14 protein-coding genes, 2 pseudogenes and 1 other annotated feature are annotated in these 19,631 nt (G+C 39.9%); of the genes and pseudogenes, 3 read left to right on the top strand and 13 right to left on the bottom strand.

Annotation, left to right across the window (positions count from 1 at the left end; genetic code table 11):
* Window positions 1-3: 3 nt before the first annotated feature.
* From hisD to SKA34_RS17965, 4 genes are all read right to left on the bottom strand, one after another.
* Window positions 4-1,305: a histidinol dehydrogenase gene (gene hisD / locus SKA34_RS17980; RefSeq protein WP_006646948.1), complete on the bottom strand. Its 1,302-nt coding sequence runs from the start codon at window positions 1,303-1,305 to the stop codon at window positions 4-6.
* A 3-nt stretch (window positions 1,306-1,308) separates the two neighbouring features.
* Window positions 1,309-2,205, bottom strand: coding sequence for an ATP phosphoribosyltransferase (gene hisG / locus SKA34_RS17975; RefSeq protein ID WP_006646947.1), 897 nt, complete (start codon window positions 2,203-2,205; stop codon window positions 1,309-1,311).
* A 41-nt stretch (window positions 2,206-2,246) separates the two neighbouring features.
* Window positions 2,247-2,382 (bottom strand) — a sequence feature (His leader region).
* Between the two features lie 335 nt (window positions 2,383-2,717).
* The gene (locus SKA34_RS17970; RefSeq protein ID WP_006646946.1) at window positions 2,718-3,242 is read right to left on the bottom strand and encodes a YchJ family metal-binding protein; all 525 of its coding nucleotides are present in this window, start codon (window positions 3,240-3,242) and stop codon (window positions 2,718-2,720) included.
* A 2-nt stretch (window positions 3,243-3,244) separates the two neighbouring features.
* Window positions 3,245-4,471 carry an EAL and HDOD domain-containing protein gene (locus tag SKA34_RS17965; protein ID WP_006646945.1) on the bottom strand — a complete coding sequence of 409 codons (1,227 nt, stop codon included), beginning with the start codon at window positions 4,469-4,471 and terminating at the stop codon, window positions 3,245-3,247.
* 320 nt (window positions 4,472-4,791) lie between these two features.
* Here SKA34_RS17965 and SKA34_RS17960 point away from each other — a divergent pair, with 320 nt between their 5' ends.
* A complete protein-coding gene (locus tag SKA34_RS17960) occupies window positions 4,792-5,694 on the top strand; it encodes a sulfite exporter TauE/SafE family protein (protein ID WP_039860881.1) in 903 nt (300 codons plus the stop codon).
* Between the two features lie 29 nt (window positions 5,695-5,723).
* Here the strand turns inward: SKA34_RS17960 and lpxH are convergent, their stop codons facing one another.
* Window positions 5,724-6,464 carry a UDP-2,3-diacylglucosamine diphosphatase gene (gene lpxH / locus SKA34_RS17955; RefSeq protein ID WP_006646943.1) on the bottom strand — a complete coding sequence of 247 codons (741 nt, stop codon included), beginning with the start codon at window positions 6,462-6,464 and terminating at the stop codon, window positions 5,724-5,726.
* Between the two features lie 44 nt (window positions 6,465-6,508).
* The gene (locus SKA34_RS17950) at window positions 6,509-7,003 is read right to left on the bottom strand and encodes a peptidylprolyl isomerase (RefSeq protein WP_006646942.1); all 495 of its coding nucleotides are present in this window, start codon (window positions 7,001-7,003) and stop codon (window positions 6,509-6,511) included.
* Window positions 7,004-7,205: 202 nt separating this feature from the next.
* Between SKA34_RS17950 and cysS the strand changes: the two genes are divergently transcribed.
* Complete coding sequence (gene cysS / locus SKA34_RS17945; RefSeq protein ID WP_006646941.1) at window positions 7,206-8,588, top strand: cysteine--tRNA ligase; 1,383 nt, start codon at window positions 7,206-7,208, stop codon at window positions 8,586-8,588.
* Window positions 8,589-8,655: 67 nt separating this feature from the next.
* Here cysS and SKA34_RS17940 read toward each other — a convergent pair whose 3' ends face one another.
* The 4 genes and pseudogenes from SKA34_RS17940 to SKA34_RS17925 form a co-directional block, all read right to left on the bottom strand.
* Window positions 8,656-9,543: a mechanosensitive ion channel family protein gene (locus tag SKA34_RS17940; protein ID WP_006646940.1), complete on the bottom strand. Its 888-nt coding sequence runs from the start codon at window positions 9,541-9,543 to the stop codon at window positions 8,656-8,658.
* A pseudogene (locus SKA34_RS17935) lies at window positions 9,544-11,901 on the bottom strand (AAA family ATPase).
* A gap of 132 nt (window positions 11,902-12,033) precedes the next feature.
* Window positions 12,034-12,853: pseudogene (locus SKA34_RS17930) on the bottom strand (ion transporter).
* Window positions 12,854-13,060: 207 nt separating this feature from the next.
* Complete coding sequence (locus tag SKA34_RS17925) at window positions 13,061-13,699, bottom strand: YchE family NAAT transporter (protein ID WP_006646934.1); 639 nt, start codon at window positions 13,697-13,699, stop codon at window positions 13,061-13,063.
* Between the two features lie 704 nt (window positions 13,700-14,403).
* Here SKA34_RS17925 and adhE point away from each other — a divergent pair.
* Window positions 14,404-17,085, top strand: coding sequence for a bifunctional acetaldehyde-CoA/alcohol dehydrogenase (adhE, locus tag SKA34_RS17920; protein WP_006646933.1), 2,682 nt, complete (start codon window positions 14,404-14,406; stop codon window positions 17,083-17,085).
* Window positions 17,086-17,147: 62 nt separating this feature from the next.
* Here the strand turns inward: adhE and SKA34_RS17915 are convergent, their stop codons facing one another.
* The 3 genes from SKA34_RS17915 to SKA34_RS17905 all read right to left on the bottom strand — a co-directional run bounded on the left by SKA34_RS17915 (window position 17,148) and on the right by SKA34_RS17905 (window position 19,631).
* Window positions 17,148-17,825, bottom strand: coding sequence for an SDR family NAD(P)-dependent oxidoreductase (locus SKA34_RS17915; protein WP_006646932.1), 678 nt, complete (start codon window positions 17,823-17,825; stop codon window positions 17,148-17,150).
* 182 nt (window positions 17,826-18,007) lie between these two features.
* Entirely contained in the window at window positions 18,008-18,514 is a 507-nt protein-coding gene (locus SKA34_RS17910) for a VC2046/SO_2500 family protein (RefSeq protein WP_006646931.1), read from the bottom strand.
* Window positions 18,515-18,656: 142 nt separating this feature from the next.
* Window positions 18,657-19,631 (bottom strand): alpha-L-glutamate ligase-like protein, encoded by a 975-nt coding sequence (locus SKA34_RS17905; RefSeq protein ID WP_006646930.1) that lies wholly within the window; start codon window positions 19,629-19,631, stop codon window positions 18,657-18,659.

Genomic DNA, 19,631 nt, shown 5'->3' with positions numbered 1-19,631 from the left:
GATTTATCCCTCACGCTTAGCCGTTAATTTTTCAACGCGTATTGTTACTGCACGTTTGTGGGCATCAAGACCTTCAGCATCGGCAATCGTCGTCACTGTTTTAGCTAAACCTAGCAGACCATCTTCAGATAGTTCTTGTACCGTCATGCGCTTAGAAAAGTCAGCTAAGCCTAAACTTGAGTAAGTACGTGTGTAGCCATAGGTCGGTAATACGTGGTTAGTACCAGATGCATAATCACCAACAGACTCTGGTGACCAGTTACCTAAGAAAATAGAACCTGCGTTATCAAGTAATGGTACTAAATCACGTGGAGTATGGGTTTGAACAATTAAGTGCTCAGGCCCATAGTTGTTAGAAATCGCAATACACTGCGGTAATGTTTCTGCCACAATTAAGAGGCTTGAGCCTAATGCTTCTTTAGCAATATCTGCACGTGACAGCTTAGCTAATTGACGTTGAATAGCATCTGCTGTTTTATCTGCGATTACAGGATCAGGCGTAACCAAAATGACTTGAGAATCAGGACCATGTTCAGCTTGGCTAAGTAGGTCCGCTGCAATAAAGTCAGGATCTGCGTTGCTATCTGCAATCACTAATACTTCAGAAGGGCCTGCTGGCATATCAATGGCAGCACCGCGAAAATCATTGCTGACTTGGCGTTTAGCTTCCGTTACAAAGGCATTGCCAGGGCCAAATATCTTATCGACTTTAGTAACGGTTTCGCTGCCGTAAGCCATAGCAGCTACCGCTTGTGATCCGCCTACATTGTAAACTTCATCGATGCTGCATAATTTAGCAACGTATAAAATTTCATCAGCAATCGGTGGTGGAGAGCATAGCACCACTTTTTGGCAACCTGCTATTTTAGCGGGAACACCTAGCATTAACACGGTTGATGGTAGTGGTGCACTGCCACCTGGAATATACAAACCAACTGAATTAACGGGGCGTGTCATTTGCTCACAGATTATACCTGGCTGTGTTTCTACACGAAGAGTCGGTTGCTTCTGTGCCTTGTGGAAGGTACTGATATTGTCAAAAGCTTGTTGTAGCGCTTCTTTCATCTCTGTACTTAGTCGAGCACATGCATCATCGATTTCTGCATTACTGACTTTGATCGATGCTGGACGAATACCATCAAATTTTTCTGTCAGTTCAAGTAAAGCTTCATCACCACGTTCACGAACATCGCTAATAATGCCAGAAACAATAGCGCTAATATTAGCGCCATTATTGACGGCTGGTCGAGCAAGAAGATTTTCTCGCTGACTTTCACTTAAGGATTGCCATACAACTGTCTTCATCGATTACTCCATCATTTTCTCGATTGGCAATACTAGAATAGAGCTTGCGCCTAATTCTTTTAGCTGTTCCATTGTTTCCCAGAATAGGTTTTCAGAACTCACTAAATGGATAGCAACACGAGATTTGTCTTCAGCAAGAGGAAGTACTGTTGGATCTTCAGCACCAGGTAGTAGGTGTTTAATTTGCTCTAGGCGATCAGTGGGTGCATGCAGCATAATGTATTTTGATTCTTTTGCTTGGATCACACCTTGCATACGGGTCAGTAAACGTTCAATTAATGCTTGTTTTTCAGCATCAAGTGTCTGTGTTGACTGGATCAGTACCGCTTTTGAACGCAGGATCACTTCTGTTTCTTTAAGACCATTCGCTTCAAGTGTGGCACCGGTTGAAACCAAATCACAGATAGCATCAGCAAGCCCTGCTCGTGGAGCAACTTCAACCGAGCCGTTTAGCATACAAGTGCTAAATTTAACGCCTAGCTCATCCATATAACGTTTTACTAATTGCGGATAAGTCGTCGCAATGCGTTTACCGTTTAAATCTTGAGGGCCGTTGTACTCAGCATCTTTATCAATCGCGATAGATAGGCGGCAACCACCGAAATCTAGACGACGCAGTTTTTTGTAATCTGATGGTTCACCGCGAGCCGCACGTTCAAGGCCGACTTCTTCAAGTTCATTTTCACCAATCACACCTAAATCAACCACACCATCCATGATAAGACCAGGAATGTCATCATCACGAACAAGTAGCAAGTCGATAGGCATGTTTTCAGCGTGAACAACAAGACGTTCGCCTACCATGTTAAATTTCACACCACAGCGTTTCAGCAGTGTTTGACACTCTTTACTTAGACGGCCTTTTTTCTGAATCGCAATGCGTAATCGTTGTGTTTGCATAGTCATTTCCCTGTCCTAATTCACTTAATTCAAAATCTGGTATTAAAAAACCCCCGGAAGCTTGTATCTTCCGAGGGTCTGAATTTGATTATTCCTTGTGACCACTGGAAGAGTATGTTGTCTTCCAGGGTGAGGCGTATCCTCCCGAAAGACTAGTCAGGATGGTGATGAATATGATTGTTAGTCATTTGGATACGCATAATAAAATCTCGTTAATACATAATGGTGTTATTTTCTTGTTATCCACACTAACCAAGAGTGTTGGATAATGCAACATTAATTTTAACCTTTTAACTGTTTTATTTTTCTTTTCGAAAATAGTTTCGGCGATGTCGAAATTGTAAGAATAAATCCCCTAACTTGTTGAGTTTTAGATAGTTAAATTAATTATGCCGAAAGATATAAGGGGAGGTTAATTATTGGATTAACATATAGTTTTATGTGAGATAACATACTTAAATAAGAAAAACCGATCTTAGATCGGTTTAAGAGATTGGAATGTTAACGATATATTAACCACAACATTTTTTATACTTCTTGCCGCTACCACATAAGCAAGGGTCATTACGACCAAGGGTTTTAGGACTTTTTACAGGGACAGGTGAAGCTGATTGCTCTACAGGTGCTGGCTCTGGGTATTCACCATCAATGTAAAACCAACATAGTTTGCTATCTTTTTCTTGTTGTAAAAAGCGTGAACGTTCTTGCAGGATATATTCATTGCCTGCTTCTTTGTACATAGCTTTAAATTCAACAAAACCTTCGCCGCTTTCAGCTATTTCGCTGTTTAGAATATCTAACCCTAACCATGTTAAATATACTGATTCTGCAATTGCATCACGGTGTTGTTCTGCTTCACAGCTTGGATGGTAAGTTTGAATAACGAAATCAACTAATCCGAGTTCATGGGCACTGTAACGTGCACGCATCAGTTGTTCTGGGTGTTGTGCTTTTGAATGATCAAGATGGATAGGTTTACAGCACTCAATAAGGGGCTTATTGCTTCCACAAGGACACATTGTCGTGTTTTTAGACATGTTTATTTAGCCGAGGTTTGCTCATATTCAGTAGACCATTTTACTGACTCTAAATAGTAGTCTGCAATGCTTGATTCATTGATTTTCAATGCAGCACTGTATTTTCTAACTAATGGCCAATTTGCCTGATCGTAAGCATCGGTTAAGTTTAATATTACTCCTAAAGGGCCAGCACGTTTAGTTAATGCTAACTTAACCTGTTCACTTAAAGGAAGGAGCTCTATTAGCTCTTCTAATGGTTGATCAAGCAAAGAGTCTAATAAGGAAAATAACCCAGTAAGGAAGGCTTGGTTGCCATGATCTTTGGGGACTCGTGTTCGGTATAGCTGCTCACAAAAATGTGCACGTTGGAGTGATAAGTTATAAAGAGATTGAGGTTTATTTTCAACCGCATGAGATGTCGCGACAAACGTAACAAAACGTCGTAGCTGATCTTCACCAAGAAAAATTAACGCTTGCTTAAAAGAGGTAACTGGCTTTGAACGTATTGATGTTAGTGCATTGACGTGACGAAGTAATTTGTACGATAAGGTCAAATCAGTCGCAATAATTTGCTCAATTTTGTCAAAATCGACATCTGCGGCACAAATTTCTTTAAACAAACGTAATGTTGTTAAAGATGAGGGTTTTAATGATTTTCGTTGGATCATTTCTGGCTTACTGAAAAAGAAGCCTTGAAAAAGATCAAAGCCCACATCATAAGCTTGTTGATATTCTTCTTGTGTTTCTACTTTTTCGGCTAAGAAACGTAGTTTTGTTTTTTCTTTATATAATTGAATAAATCGTGCGGCTTTTTCAATACTGATAATACGAATATCGAATTTAATAATATGGATATAGGGGAAAAAACGAGTCCATTGTTTATTAGGGATAAAATCATCAAGTGCGAGTGTGTAGCCTTTTTGATGAAGTTTCTTTATTGCTTCAAAAAGTTCGTCAGTTGGTTCACAACTTTCAAGTATTTCGATGATAAAACTTTGTTTTGGAAAAAGAAGAGGTGTACCTGAGACTATTGAGCTATGAGGGAAATTAACAAATGCACGTTTACCTGATGTTAATTGAGCTTCTCCAGCAGAACTGAAAAAGTTATCGTTAAGCAGACGGTTTGTGGCTTGTTCATCATCAATATTTGGAAAGCAGTTATCTGGACCATCCCTAAATAAAAGTTCATAGCCAACAGTTTGCTTATTTCTATTTAAAATAGGTTGTCGAGCAATATATGAAAACATTGTTATCTACAGAAGAGTCCAAAAAATAAAATCAATTTAGTATTGTTGTTATAAGCTAAAGCATACCAAATTTATATAATTCACAAAGTGATGTTTTTAACACTATTTAAATAAAGCATCGAAGTATAAACACATTGTAATTACATTTAGTTTAAAAAATTACATATTATCAATATATTAGTCAATAAGGTTGTTATGTGTAATAAAAATGGAGTGTAATCTATTTTGAGTTCATAATAGCAGAGTTTCAACAATTCACCCTTGGAGTGAATTGTTTGAGCTACCTACTTAATTTTTTATCATTCGTTTTTGTACTATTTATGTCTATATTTACCTTGATACAAGCGGGATTGCTTGTTGGTGGTAGTGTTTTTATTGTTATGCTTTTGATGGCATGGCGGAAAAACCGAAAGCAGGAAGCAGATACACGAGTTATTCCCATTGCCTTAATTGGTGGTTTTGCAAACTTCTGTGACACTTTAGGAGTAGGGAGCTTTGCCATTATGACGGCAGGCTATAAACAGTTTAAGCTCATTGATGATCAAGTTCTTCCCGGAACAATGAATTGCCAAGCGGTGTTAGCTACCGTTGTTCAAGCGCTTATTTTTCTGACTGCAGTAAATGTAGATTCAATCACCTTATTAAGTCTTGTCGTTTCAGCGTGTTTAGGGGCAACAGTTGGTGCGCGTTTAGTCTCTAATTGGGATCGCCAACATATACGTCTTGTGATGAGTGGTGCGCTGTTGGTGGTGGCAGGCTTGATGCTTGCGGGTCAATTAAAGCTATTTCCACTAGGTGGTACGAGTTTAGGGTTGAGTGGCTGGAAATTAGCGATTGGCATTGCCGGTAACTTTTTATTTGGCGCCCTTATGACTGTAGGGATAGGTTTGTATGCTCCGTGTATGACGATGATCTTCATGTTAGGTATGAATCCGCTTGCCGCATTCCCTGTGATGATGTGCTCATGTGGATTTTTAGGTTTCTTTTCTGCTGGTGGTTTCTTACGTCGAGATAAAATTAATAGTCGAGCGTCAGTGGCGGTTGCAATAACAGGACCTATTGGTGTGGTGATTGCAGCCTATTTAGTGAAATCGCTAGATATGAAGTTGTTGGCTTGGCTTGTTTGTGGGGTTGTCTTATATACCTCTTTGACGATGTATCGTTCTTGGGCGGCTGATCGAAAAGAGCTCAAGCAAGTCAATCTTGAAGAAAAGATCGCATAATGAAGAAAGGTACGCATTGCGTACCTTTTTTATTGCTGCTGATTAGTATCAAAATTACGGGTTTCTAGCTGATAGCCATCTGGCGTAACGACTAATACCGAACCATGCTCATACCAATCACCGAGGACAATACGTGAGGCTGGCTTATTATCAATGGTGAGTGAATGAATATCTGGTCGATGGGTATGACCATGGATCATTTGATCAACATGGAAGGCTTGCATCAATCGAATCACTTCACTTTGTGTGACGTCCATGATGGATTGGCTCTTCATCTGGTTATTCTTACTACTCTTACTTCTAAACTTCTCACCAATTTTAATACGACGAGAAAGAGGAATGCGGAAGAATAACCATTGAATAAACTTGTTATGCACTTTTTTACGGTAACGTTGGTACGCTTCGTCATCTACACATAAAGTGTCACCATGAAGGATTAAGGTTGGTTTTCCGTACAGTTCAACAATGCAATGTTCAGGAAGTAACTGAACCCCCGTTTGTTGGCTAAAACGTTTACCAATTAAAAAGTCGCGGTTACCATGGATAAAATAGCAAGGAACCCCTGAGTCAGTGAGGGTTTTAAAGGCCTGTTTGATTTGTTGTAAAAAAGGTGAGTCTTCATCATCACCAATCCACATTTCAAACAAATCCCCGAGCACGTATAAGGCGTCAATATTTTTGGTGTCTTCTGCCATAAATCGCAAAAAACATGCAGTCATATCAGGACGCTCAGCACTTAAGTGCAGATCTGAAATAAATAGTGTAGTCATAATAGAAAAGGGCAACAAACGCTACCCTTAATATCAATGAAGACTTATTCTTCGATTGTTACGTTTTCAATAATAACATCTTCAACAGGTACATCTGAGTGGTAACCGTTACGGCCTGTTTTCACAGCCTTAATCTTGTTAACTACGTCCATACCTTCAACGACTGCTGCAAATACACAGTAGCCCCAGCCGCTCATGTTTTCGCCGGTGAAATCTAGGAAGTTATTGTCTTTAACGTTGATGAAAAACTGAGAGCTTGCAGAGTGAGGAGCGTTAGTACGCGCCATTGCAAGTGTGCCTGTTTTATTGCTTAGGCCATTATTTGCTTCGTTTTGAATTGTAGCGCGAGTTTCCTTCTCTTCCATACCTGGAAGCATGCCGCCACCTTGAACCATGAAACCATCAATAACACGGTGGAAAATAGTACCGTTGTAGAAACCATCACGGCAGTATTGAAGGAAGTTTGCACATGTTTGAGGTGCTTTGTCTTCGAATATGTTAATTTTGATGTCACCAAAATTTGTGTGAAGGGTAATCATGATCTTTTCCTTTAATGGAGTATTTTTCTTTGAGTATTGAATATTAACTTACCATAGCCTGCTCAGACAAACATTACCCGATTAATCGAAGGCTAATGGTTAAAATAGCATTCATTAAAGGATTTTCCTTGCCAACAAAAGGCATAAAAGGTGTAATTACCCTTCAAATTTGTAATCCTACTACTATGAGTAATGAAGAGACATGTTAAAGATCTATAACTCGCTCACACGACAGAAAGAGGCATTCACCCCAATCCAGCCTGGTAAAATAGGCATGTACGTTTGTGGAGTAACGATCTACGATTTGTGTCACATCGGACACGGTCGTACGTTTGTATCTTTTGACGTGGTTTCTCGTTACCTACGCTATTCTGGTTATGATTTAACATTTGCTCGTAATATCACTGATATCGACGATAAAATCATTAAGCGTGCCGCAGAGAATGGCGAAAGTTGTGATTCATTAACTGAGCGTTTGATTGGTGAAATGCATGCGGATTTCGATGCGTTAGGTATGAAACGCCCAGATGTTGAACCACGTGCGACACAGTTTATCGCAGAAATTATCGCGCTTTGTGAGCGCTTAATTGAGCGTGGTTTTGCGTATGTTGCTTCTAATGGCGATGTCATGTTTGAAGTGAGCAAGTATGAAGATTACGGTCGTTTATCTAAGCAAGATCTTGACCAACTTCAAGCAGGTGCGCGTGTTGATATTGATATGGCAAAACGTAGCCCACTCGACTTCGTATTATGGAAAATGTCTAAGCCAGGTGAACCTACATGGGAATCGCCATGGGGTCCTGGCCGTCCAGGTTGGCACATTGAATGTTCAGCAATGAACTCTGCAATATTAGGCGATCACTTTGATATTCACGGTGGTGGTTCAGATCTTCAATTCCCACACCATGAAAACGAAATCGCACAATCTTGCTGTGCACACGATACCCAGTATGTAAATACTTGGATGCATAGTGGCATGGTAATGGTTGATCGCGAGAAGATGTCTAAGTCATTAGGTAACTTCTTCACTATTCGTGATGTATTAAATCATTACGATCCTGAAACGGTACGTTACTTCCTAATGTCTGGTCACTACCGTAGCCAGCTAAACTATAGCGAAGAGAACTTGAAACAAGCACGTTCTGCACTAGAGCGTCTATACACCTCACTTCGTGGTTTAGACACATCTATTGAAGCGGCTGGTGGTGAAGAGTTTGTTGCTCGCTTTAAAGAAGCAATGGATGATGACTTTAATACACCTGAAGCGTACTCAGTAATGTTTGACATGGCGCGTGAAATTAACCGCTTGAAAACAGATGATGTTACTAAAGCCTCAGCATTAGGTTCACGTATGCGTGAGCTTGCTGATGTACTTGGTCTTTTATCTCAAGAGCCTGAAGCTTTCCTACAAGGTGGTGCTGGTGAAGATGATAATGTGGCTGAAATTGAAGCATTGATTCAACAACGTCTAGATGCGCGTGCAGCAAAAGATTGGGCTGCAGCAGATGAAGCTCGTGATAAGTTATTAGCGATGGGCATTATCTTAGAAGATGGTGCACAAGGCACAACATGGCGTCGTAAGTAATTACATCCCCATAAGAAAAAACCGAGCTTAGTGCTCGGTTTTTTTATATTACTGATATAAATACGAATTAACCATCGGTACTTTTGAGCGCGATCGCGGGTGGTCTTATACCGTTACGTGCAAATTCTTCCATTACACGCAGTGTAATATCAGTTTCAAATAACTTTTCATATTTGGTATCAACTACATAAGCTTTACAAGTCAACATGATAGCGAGGTAGTTATCCGTAATAGTTTGCTTTACTAAAACCGTCACAGGTTTGGGTAGGTGAATATAACGGCTTGATGATGCTGCTTCTTGGATTAAATCACGGGCTAACCGGATATCTTGATCCATACTGATATAGAAGGGGATCACCACCTGCATGTCTAGCTCGCCATAGTTACCACTGACGGTGACTTCACTTAAGAATTTGTTGTTTGGTATAGTGATAATATCGTCATTTAAGGTGCGCATACGTACAGAGCGCAAACCAATAGTAATAATGTCACCATAATTGCCTTCAAATGTTACACGATCGCCAACTTGGAAAGGTCTATCAATCATCACGGTTAAGCCTGCAATGAACGAGGCAGCCAAGTCTTTAAGGGCAAAACCGACAGATACCGCAATAGTACCGCCAATCAAAGCTAAGATACGATCATCAACACGGAAGCTCATCATAAAGACGGCAATACCCGTCGACATATAAATGAAGAATTGGAAGAAAGATTGCAACTTTTGTAGCAACATTCTACGTTGAGCAAATTGGCTACTGATACCATCAACAATCGATTGAATGAATCTCAGTAGTATCCAAGCGGCACAAACCGTTAATGCTGAAAAGAGCACGCCACTCCAACGAATCAGGCTAGCAAATTGTTGCAAACTTTCAATATTTGGCATGTCATCAGCAAAAACTGCCGGTGAAAAACTTAGAAGTATTAGGCTAAATAGACAGAATAAACGCTTCATTTATTTCACCAATAAGTGCTGACGGTGGAGAACATTAGTTATATGACGGAACCAGTGATCGGAGATTTTAGCTTTATCATCTGACCATTCAATAAAACCACGACTTTGGAAGTAACGTAACGTACCAATAACTTCATCAAGGCTGAGCTGGGTACACTCAGAGAGCTCTTTTGGGGATGCGACTTCTAACTGAACAATAGAACGTAACACTGCTAACATCGGCTTTGGCATTTGTTCTAAATCTTCAGATTGTGGTGCTTTAAATAAACGTACCAGTACTTTATCTGTGTCTTTATCTCGTTGCAGAGAGAAGCGGAAGAAACGTACAGCAACCGTAGGGTTACCATCAGAGTAATCCCACAGAATACGATAGAAGCCTCTTTGAGCACGTTCTTCTTCTGTGATGTCATCCTCATCCCACTGACGAGGCAGAACTAGGCCTTCAAAGCTGATTGCAAACTCCCCTTCGGAAGAGGTACGGGTTTTTAATAAGTCGCCAATTTGCTGTTCACTCCAGCGTGGCATAAAGGTGACTAAATCAAACAGTAAACGCTCACCACGAGCACGATCAACAAAACGCCAACATGATTTTTCAACCGCAATAATCGCACGATGACTTTTTCGTGTTTTACGCAATAAATTTGTGATACTCATTAGATCTTTTAATCCACCGACTTTAGGCGTCACCAATCGTTGGGCGTTATCGATGGCAATTAAATAGGTTGTTTCACTATTACGTAAGTATTCAAGAATATCATCTTCACAACTGTCACTTGCAAGCCCAAGTGCAGTAGAAAACTGTTGTAGTAATTCTGCGTAGCCATCATAAGGACAGTTAATGTATATCGGTGTTGCGTTTTTAACTTTGTGTAATAAGCGACGAAGAAGTGTCGTTGTGCCAATGCCACGCTCACCAGAAACAACACAAACAGCGGGTTTATCTGTTAATAAGTACCCTGAAAGCTGTTTAATTTCTTCTAACGCATAGTCTTCAATGATTGAGCTATCGTCACTGCCTGGTTTTACATATTCATAAGTAGCGGCACCTTTGATACGAACCATATTGAGTTGTTCGCGTGAGGTTTCTGTTTGTTTAGCAACTTCAATACGGAATAGATAGGCGAGTGCATGACGAAAGAAAATGTACTTTGATAAGTTAGCAACCAGTGTATGTTGAAAGCGGCGTAAGGTAAGCCATGCAGCGCCTAGTGCTGTTGCCGGAATCGACAGTAATAATTTATCTTTATGTTTGAGTGCCCATTTAATAGAAAGGGGCAGATGTGTCGCGCCTTCTAAACGCTTAAAGACGATATGTCGCCAACGGCGAAGCGTAATTAAGGTTAATAATATGAAACCAAAAAAGATAATTGACCAAATCCACGCATAGATGGTGCCTTGCCCCAGTGTACGCGCTGAAATTTGCAGAATAACGCCTGCGGTAATAAATCCCCATACGTATTGGCGAATAGTTGAAAGACGCAATGCGACAACTTCAGCATCACTATTATTGATACTATTACGACGCGTAAACTCGAGAATAAAGCGCACTGCAATTGAGCCACCAAGAATCCACCAGGTGAATATTTCCAAGTAGATCAAGTGATGCAAGCTTGGTAATTGAGAAACAACACGAAGTGAAAGCGTGATTGCAATTAACCAACCGATTGGTCGGTGCGCTCGACTAATATACCAAATTGCACGAAATAAAAGGCTGGGGTGTGGGTTATGTTCGAGCTGTGTTTATCTAAAATGTTCGATTAAACGTGCGCTATTACGCTGCCACCAAAAAAGTAAAAATAAAATAGCGAAAACTTTTAAGGCTACCACAAGAATGGGTACTGGTGAGATCAGCATATCTTTTAGCAAATCATGGAAACTGCGTAATTGATATAAGACTATGTATTGTAAGTTAAGTGCTGTGATTGATAGCTCTAACTTAAATTGTTGAACGCCAAAAGGGCCAAACCCTGTCACCTTATCTTGGATAGCAGATGAACTTAAATTGAGAAGGCGCTCTTTATCTTGGCTAATGCTTAGAAGTGAACTGTAAACCGATGACAGTTCTTCCCACGCTTGTTCTTTATTACCACTTTTATGGTATTCATTTAGTACTGTTGCTAGTAAATTTTGGTGTTTCTTTTGTTGTGAGAGTGTCTTAGACAGTAATGAATTAACTTTTTTAACATCATTATGAGTGAGTAAGTGCTGATCAGGTAGCTGATTAATTGCAGTATTTATGCTCATTGCTGCTTGGGTTAATTCAGGCTGGTCTGTTTCAAAAAGCGTTAGCGTAGCAGATGCTGAAGCACTAAATATCAGAATGAAACTACAGAGTAATGAGTATATCGTTAATCGCATTAATTTTTCATATTTCCTAAATAATGAAGATAATGGTAGACCAAATAAGACGCGAATAATTGTTGTCTTGTAAAAGTAAGAATTAGATCACGTCATAAAGATCATATAGTTAATAGTCGGCTTTAATAATAATTAGATATTTTCAGGGAGTTGTGTTCCACACTTTTTGCAGAAATCAGCATCCACTTCATGACCGCTGGTCGCACAATTAGGACACCGTCTCAGGTTTCGGTGTGTTTTCATTTCTTGATTGAGTTCTGCGGTCAAAATACCGGTAGGAACGGCAAGAATGGAATAACCGAGTAACATAGTTAATGAAGCTAACGCCTTACCCATCACGGTCTGCGGCACAATATCGCCATAACCAACGGTTGTAATAGTCACGACTGCCCAGTAAATACTTTTAGGGATACTGGTAAAGCCATTTCTCAGGGCCTTCAATTAAGAACATTAACGAGCCAAATACGGTAACTAGAATTAACACAGAACTAAAGAAAACAAAGATTTTACGCTGGGCATGGCGTAGTGAACGTAAAAGGATATTGGAGTCTTGTAAGAATCTAGCCAGTTTTAGCACGCGGAAAATACGTAAAACACGGATTAAACGTACGATCAGTAAGTAGTTTGAACCTGGGACAAAGAAAGAAATGTAAGCGGGTACAATGGCAATTAAATCAATGATGCCATAAAAACTGCGCGCGTAAGCGAGAGGGCGCGGTGAACAATACAAGCGCAGAATATATTCTATTGTAAATAAGATCGTGAACAGCCATTCAGCACCTAACAACACTGTGGAGAATTTTGATTCAATACTGGCAACAGATGAAATGATTAGGATCAGTTCAGAGCTAACAATAGCGATTATTAAACCAATATCGAATAGCTGTCCAGCGCGTGTAGAGGTACCAAAAATAATTTGGTAAAGACGTTGTCTTTGGGTCAGTTTAATCATAATTAAGTGTTAGTTAGCCGTAAGCTTACGCAGAAGTAGGTTATTATTTTGTATGGCATATCAATCAGCAATCCAGTATAGCAAAAATAGTACTAGGTAAGTGCGTTAATAATGGACGTAGGTTCTTGATAATAAAAAGTCCCGAAAAAATCGAGACTTTATATTTAATTATTATCTTTTATTAGCGAGGTGTTTATTTTGTGACGCTTAAACTAGGCCTGGTAGCATCACTTTTAACCCATTAATAATAAATTCAATACCAAGTGCGGCCAGAATCAAACCCATGATACGAGTAATGACGTTAATACCTGTTTGACCTAGGAAGCGTACAATTAATGGTGCAGAGCGAAACAGTAACCAACAGCCAAAAGCAAAAACAACGATGGTAATGGCAATGCCAATCGTTGATGTCATTGTTGGATACTTAGAACCATAAACAATGGTTGAACTGATAGCACCTGGCCCTGCCATTAAAGGCATTGCAAGTGGAACCACACCTACTTGTTCACGAATGGCTGACTCTGATTTCTCTTCCTTATTCTGTTTCACCTCACCAATCTTACCGCTCATCATTGAAAAAGCGATACTCAGTAATAGCAAGCCGCCAGCGACTCGGAACGAATTAATAGAGATACTAAAGAGATCCAATAAGTGTTGGCCTGCAACGAGAGCCACTACCAATATAATAACAACAGCGGTATTGGTTGTTAACGCAGTTTTATTTCGCTCTTCAGGGGTCATTGAACCTGTTAATGACACGAAGACAGGCATAATGCCAACAGGGTTTACCGTAGCAAAAAGCCCGACAAAAAAGTGTAAAAATATTCCAAATTCAATGGCTTGCATGGTTTTCTCGGTTAGGTTTGCTATGTGTAAGTCATGAGAATAGTATTAATCAATACAGTTGATCTCAGAGTAAAAAAGCCTCGTATATAAGGCGTAGTTAATAACTTAACAATCAGGCTGTGCACGCTAATTTTTTGATAATTAAAACAAGTGTTAATTAATCACCCAGTAATATTTTAATCTTAAATTATTAGCCTAACCACAAAAAAAAGCCTGCTTTTAAAATTTTAGGAAAATATTTCTCCATTGATATTAATTAACTTTCATTATTGAAAACATGAACTACTATGTTGAAACGAAATGCTTATCAAGAGTAACGGCTCAATATTGACCAATTGGCATATAAAAAGGTGATAATTATCACAAGTGGATAAATATAGGGCTAGCAAATGTATGTTTATTACGTAATATTTCTCCTTGTTAATTGAATGGTTATTGTCGCTAATATGTGAAACATTAGTTAAAACATTGATACTAAAGTTTAAGTGTTTGTTTTTTATCCAATTTGATGGATTTTATATATAAGTTAAACATCATACATAATAGTGATCTAAATCAAATCTTTTTAGAATGTGAATAAATATAATCAATTTTGAAAGTTATTTACTAAGTGTGTGAATTTCTTAATTCGAAAAAGTTAAGAATGAAAGAAATGAAGCCGTATCCTTACTAAAAAGTTTTCAATCTTAAGGTAGGAGTTTACTATGCCTGTTACAAATATCACTGAATTAGATGCAATGGTTGCTCGTGTAAAAGCGGCACAAAAAGAATTTGCCACTTACTCTCAAGAGCAAGTGGATAAAATTTTCCGCGCTGCTTCTCTTGCTGCAAACAACGCGCGCATTCCTCTAGCTCAGCAAGCTGTTGCTGAATCTGGTATGGGTATCATCGAAGACAAGGTTATTAAAAACCACTTCGCTTCTGAATTTATCTACAACAAATACAAAGATGAAAAGACTTGCGGTATCTTGGAAGAGAACGAAGAGTTCGGCACCATGACTATCGCTGAGCCTGTAGGTATCATTTGTGGTATCGTTCCAACAACGAACCCAACATCTACAGCTATTTTCAAATCTTTAATCTCTCTTAAAACACGTAACGCGATTATCTTCTCGCCACACCCACGTGCTAAAGATTCAACTAACGCTGCTGCTAAATTAGTATTAGATGCCGCTGTTGCTGCAGGTGCACCAAAAGATATTATTGGCTGGATTGATCAACCATCTGTTGAGCTATCTAACGCACTTATGAAGCACGATGATGTCAACCTTATCCTTGCTACTGGTGGTCCAGGCATGGTTAAAGCGGCTTACTCTTCAGGTAAACCTGCTATTGGTGTTGGTGCGGGTAACGTGCCTGTTGTTATCGATGAAACGGCTGATATCAAGCGTGCTGTTGCATCTGTTCTTATGTCAAAAACGTTTGATAACGGTGTTGTTTGTGCCTCAGAGCAAGCAGTAATCGTTATGGACGAAGTATATGACGAAGTGAAAGAGCGTTTTGCGTCTCACAACGGCTACGTTTTATCAAAAGATGAAGCGAATAAAGTTCGTAAAGTTCTTCTTATCAACGGTAATCTTAATGCAGATATCGTAGGTCAGCCAGCAACTAAAATTGCGGAAATGGCAGGTGTGAAAGTACCAGCTGATACTAAGATCCTTATCGGTGAAGGTGAGCAAGTTTCTTTCGATGACGAGTTCGCACATGAGAAACTATCTCCTACATTAGGTATGTTCCGCGCGTCTTCATTTGAAAATGCAGTTGATCAAGCAGTAACAATGGTTGAGATTGGTGGTATTGGTCATACATCTGGCTTGTACACTAACCAAGACACTAACGCTGACCGTATTAAGTACTTCGGCGACAAATTGAAAACTGCTCGTATTCTTGTAAATATCCCAACGACTCATGGTGGTATCGGTGATCTTTACAACTTTAACGTTGCACCTTCGCTAACTCTAGGTTGTGGTTCATGGGGTGGTAACTCTATCTCTGAGAACGTAGGTCCTAAGCACCTTATCAACAAGAAGACAGTAGCGAAGCGAGCTGAAAATATGTTGTGGCATAAACTACCTAAATCAATCTACTTCCGTCGTGGTAGCCTTCCAATTGCGCTGAGTGATCTAGAAGGTAAAAAGCGTGCGTTCTTAGTAACAGACCGTTTCCTATTTAATAATGGTTACGCAGATGAAATCGTATCTTTGCTTAAAGCACAAGGTATCGAAGTTCAAACATTCTTTGATGTAGAAGCGGATCCAACACTGTCTGTTGTTGAGAAAGGCGCTGAAGCAATGAAGAGCTTCCAACCTGATGTGATTATTGCACTCGGTGGTGGTTCACCAATGGATGCTGCGAAGATCATGTGGGTAATGTACGAGCACCCAGAAACGCACTTCGAAGAACTAGCAATGCGCTTTATGGATATTCGTAAGCGTATTTACAAGTTCCCTAAAATGGGTAAGAAAGCTGAGCTAGTATGTATCACAACAACATCTGGTACAGGTTCTGAAGTAACACCATTTGCGGTTGTAACGGACGATAAAACAGGTGCGAAATACCCACTAGCAGATTATGAATTAACACCTCACATGGCTATCGTTGATGCGAACCTTGTGATGAACATGCCTAAGTCGCTAACAGCATTTGGTGGTTACGATGCAGTAACTCACGCATTAGAAGCTTATGTATCAGTTCTTGCTAACGAATACTCTGATGGTCAAGCTCTTCAAGCGCTTAAGATGCTTAAAGAGTACCTACCATCAAGCTATGCAAATGGTGCTAATGACCCAATCGCACGTGAGAAAGTACACAATGCGGCAACTATCGCTGGTATCGCGTTTGCTAACGCATTCCTAGGTGTTTGTCACTCAATGGCACACAAGCTAGGTGCTGAGTTCCACGTACCACATGGTCTTGCTAACGCATTGTTGATTTCTAACGTTGTGCGTTACAACGCGAATGATAACCCAACCAAGCAAACAGCATTTTCACAGTACGCAAGCCCACAAGCGCGTCGTCGTTATGCAGAAGTTGCTGATCACTTAGGTCTATCACGCGAGGGCGACCGTACAGCACAGAAAATTGAGCGTTTATTAACTTGGTTAGACGAACTGAAAGTAAATCTTCAGATCCCTATGTCAATCCAAGAAGCCGGTGTTTCAGAAGCTGACTTCCTTGCGAAAGTTGATGAGCTAGCGGTAGAAGCGTTTGATGACCAGTGTACTGGTGCAAACCCACGTTACCCTCTAATCTCTGAGCTTAAAGATGTACTAATGGCATCTTACTACGGTAAGCCTTTCATTGAAGGCGAAGCGTTTGAAGGCACAACAGTGATTAAAAAATCAGAGCCAGTGAAAATCACTAAAGGTAAAAAAGCAAAAGCTTAATACCTAGCATTGATTGAAAAAAGCCCGCTAACTTAGCGGGCTTTTTTATATCTTTTAGATGTTTATATCAAACACTCTGCTTCAAGTATCCGGCCATTGAAGGAATCATTAGTGATAATGTATTCCGTGCAACTGACTATTTCTTCTTGTAATCGTGTATGGATCATTGTCTGTTTATCTGAAGTAATTGGAATAATGGCACCCACTCGGATATTGAAAGAAGATAATTCTTTAGACCAGCCAAAGGTTAAGCCTTGTATCACTGATTTACTGGTATCGGAAAGATGAGACTGATGGCTAGATGGTTGTAGCGCTAAATTAATAATGACGGCAGGTTGTTTGTTATCTTGCATCATGGTTGCTGCTATTTGCCCAACGCTAAAAAAAGTTGTTGCGCTGTTACACATTACATCATTGAAATCATTAATCGCATTGGGTTCAAGAAGACTATGTGTATTCGTACATTTAGGCCATGTATTGAGTAGGACATTAAATGTACCTAGTTGGCGCTGAATATTGGTAAATACTTGTTTAATAGAATGTGGTTGGGTGTTTTCTAAATGAAAGGTGTTGATATGATGAGAAAATTGAGAACATGCATCTTGTGTTGCCCCTAAATTTTTGATGTCATTATCAACGAGAGCAAGTTTCGCTCCTAATGATGCGAAATGAAGAGCCATGGCTTTACCGATGAGAGTACCTGCCGCAGTGATGACTATTACAGATTGATCAATAAGCATAGTAGTATCATCCAAAAATTATCATATTAATATGGCATTAACTGATCACATCTAACAGTCGTTAAATATCATATTAGTTAGCGCAATTCACAATAGAATAATTAGATGTGGCAATGTTTGATTGCGCTCACAAAGATATCTATTGAGTATTATTGCTGGCTTGTCAGATAGTTAAACGAACATTAAGCAGCGTGATAAAGCTCAGAAGTTCGCTTGGCATGAATAAGCGAAGCATATAAGTTTTTTGGTGATGCAGAGATAGGGCGAGGCTCTTCTGGTGGAAGCTTGCGACGTTCGTGTACAGAAAGGTTATGAAAGAGATTTTCAGGTAATCCTTTGGTGTTCACTGCTGGGAATGTTAAAGCTGTGGGTTGCAGACCCTGTAGTAAACGGGTACTTGCAATGCCTGATTCATGAAAAGCTTTTGCCTGATCCGCAGAGCGTTGATAACAAGACTCTGATGTGGTTAGTGGCTGAGGAGAGGATAGCTCAAAATAAGCACGCAGTTGTTGCTCAGTTTTAACCTGCTCAGGTTCGTTATCCTGCGGTGTATTTTCCATTAATTCTGAAGATAGTAATGCAAGCATTAATGAGAAATCAGCACGGCGACCAGATTCAACCGCTTGGTTGAGTCCTGTGCCTAGCTGGATCTCATTGATCAGCATATTATCTAAAGAAATGTGTTGCATGGAAAAATAAGCCTTAATCATAGTGATAGTCTTTATATCGACATTAAAACCAAGAGCTTTAATTTTTTTATGCTATCGATAAAATAAAAAAGCCCTGTCGTAATAACACGATAGGGCTTTCAAAAGGTATTAACTGTTAGGATTAAAACTTAGGTTTGACACCAAACTGGTGAGCAGAATAAGCGACACGCTCTTCAGGTGTTGGTGTATGTGCAGAGGTACCGATATTTTCAATATGGCGAAGGCGAGGGAGCAAACCACAACCATTCGCAATTTGAATGGCTAACCCTGGTCGAGCATTGAGCTCTAAAACCATAGGGCCTTTCACTTTGTCTAACACCATATCTGTACCCATGTAGCCTAAGCCTGTCATTTCCCAAGCACTTGCAGCAAGCGTCAGCAGCTTGTTCCAATTAGGTACTTGAAGCTCGCTGAGTAAACGATCAGTATCAGGATGGTGTTCAATTGGCTGATTAAATTGAACTGCTCGTACCGCTTTACCTGACGCAATATCAATCCCTACACCGACAGCACCTTGGTGCAAATTTGCTTTACCGTCGGAGGCTGATGTTGAACAACGCATCATCGCCATCACAGGATAGCCTTTAAATACGATGACACGAACATCAGGTACACCTTCAAAACTAAAGCCATCAAAAACATTATCAAATTGGATCAAGTTTTCGACCATAGCGACATCATTTTTACCACCCAACGAGAACAGTCCCGCGAGCGTATTGGTAATATGACGTTCAACATCTTGTTTATTGATTTCAGCACCAGACGGTTTTACATAAATACCGTCTTTGTGCTTAACAATAACTAAAATGCCTTTACCGCCCGAGCCTTGTGCGGGCTTAATCACAAATCCAGGCCAATCTTTTACCATATCGTGGATTTTTTTTACTGAGCCTTGGCTATCGATAACACCGATCAAATCAGGAACGGTTGCACCAGCTTGTTGGGCGATAAATTTTGTTTTTAATTTATCATCAACAAGAGGATAAAGGCTGCGATCATTATAGCGACCAATGTAGCTATGATTACGCTTGTTCATCCCCATGATGCCACGTTCTTTTAGCTTCTGGGGGGAAGTTAAACGTGAAAAGAGATTCAT

Source organism: Photobacterium sp. SKA34 (assembly GCF_000153325.1).
Lineage (GTDB): Bacteria > Pseudomonadota > Gammaproteobacteria > Enterobacterales > Vibrionaceae > Photobacterium.
This window is presented reverse-complemented; position numbering and strand designations above follow the sequence as displayed.

Coding starts and splice junctions, on each gene's coding strand:
- cysS (WP_006646941.1), top strand. CDS start 7,206: ATGTTAAAGATCTATAACTCGCTCACACGACAGAAAGAGGCATTCACC.
- adhE (WP_006646933.1), top strand. CDS start 14,404: ATGCCTGTTACAAATATCACTGAATTAGATGCAATGGTTGCTCGTGTA.
- lpxH (WP_006646943.1), bottom strand. CDS start 6,464: ATGACTACACTATTTATTTCAGATCTGCACTTAAGTGCTGAGCGTCCT.
- SKA34_RS17950 (WP_006646942.1), bottom strand. CDS start 7,003: ATGATTACCCTTCACACAAATTTTGGTGACATCAAAATTAACATATTC.
- SKA34_RS17905 (WP_006646930.1), bottom strand. CDS start 19,631: ATGAATCTCTTTTCACGTTTAACTTCCCCCCAGAAGCTAAAAGAACGT.
- hisG (WP_006646947.1), bottom strand. CDS start 2,205: ATGCAAACACAACGATTACGCATTGCGATTCAGAAAAAAGGCCGTCTA.
- SKA34_RS17915 (WP_006646932.1), bottom strand. CDS start 17,825: ATGCTTATTGATCAATCTGTAATAGTCATCACTGCGGCAGGTACTCTC.
- SKA34_RS17965 (WP_006646945.1), bottom strand. CDS start 4,471: ATGTTTTCATATATTGCTCGACAACCTATTTTAAATAGAAATAAGCAA.
- SKA34_RS17940 (WP_006646940.1), bottom strand. CDS start 9,543: ATGAAGCGTTTATTCTGTCTATTTAGCCTAATACTTCTAAGTTTTTCA.
- SKA34_RS17970 (WP_006646946.1), bottom strand. CDS start 3,242: ATGTCTAAAAACACGACAATGTGTCCTTGTGGAAGCAATAAGCCCCTT.
- SKA34_RS17910 (WP_006646931.1), bottom strand. CDS start 18,514: ATGCAACACATTTCTTTAGATAATATGCTGATCAATGAGATCCAGCTA.
- hisD (WP_006646948.1), bottom strand. CDS start 1,305: ATGAAGACAGTTGTATGGCAATCCTTAAGTGAAAGTCAGCGAGAAAAT.
- SKA34_RS17960 (WP_039860881.1), top strand. CDS start 4,792: ATGTCTATATTTACCTTGATACAAGCGGGATTGCTTGTTGGTGGTAGT.
- SKA34_RS17925 (WP_006646934.1), bottom strand. CDS start 13,699: ATGCAAGCCATTGAATTTGGAATATTTTTACACTTTTTTGTCGGGCTT.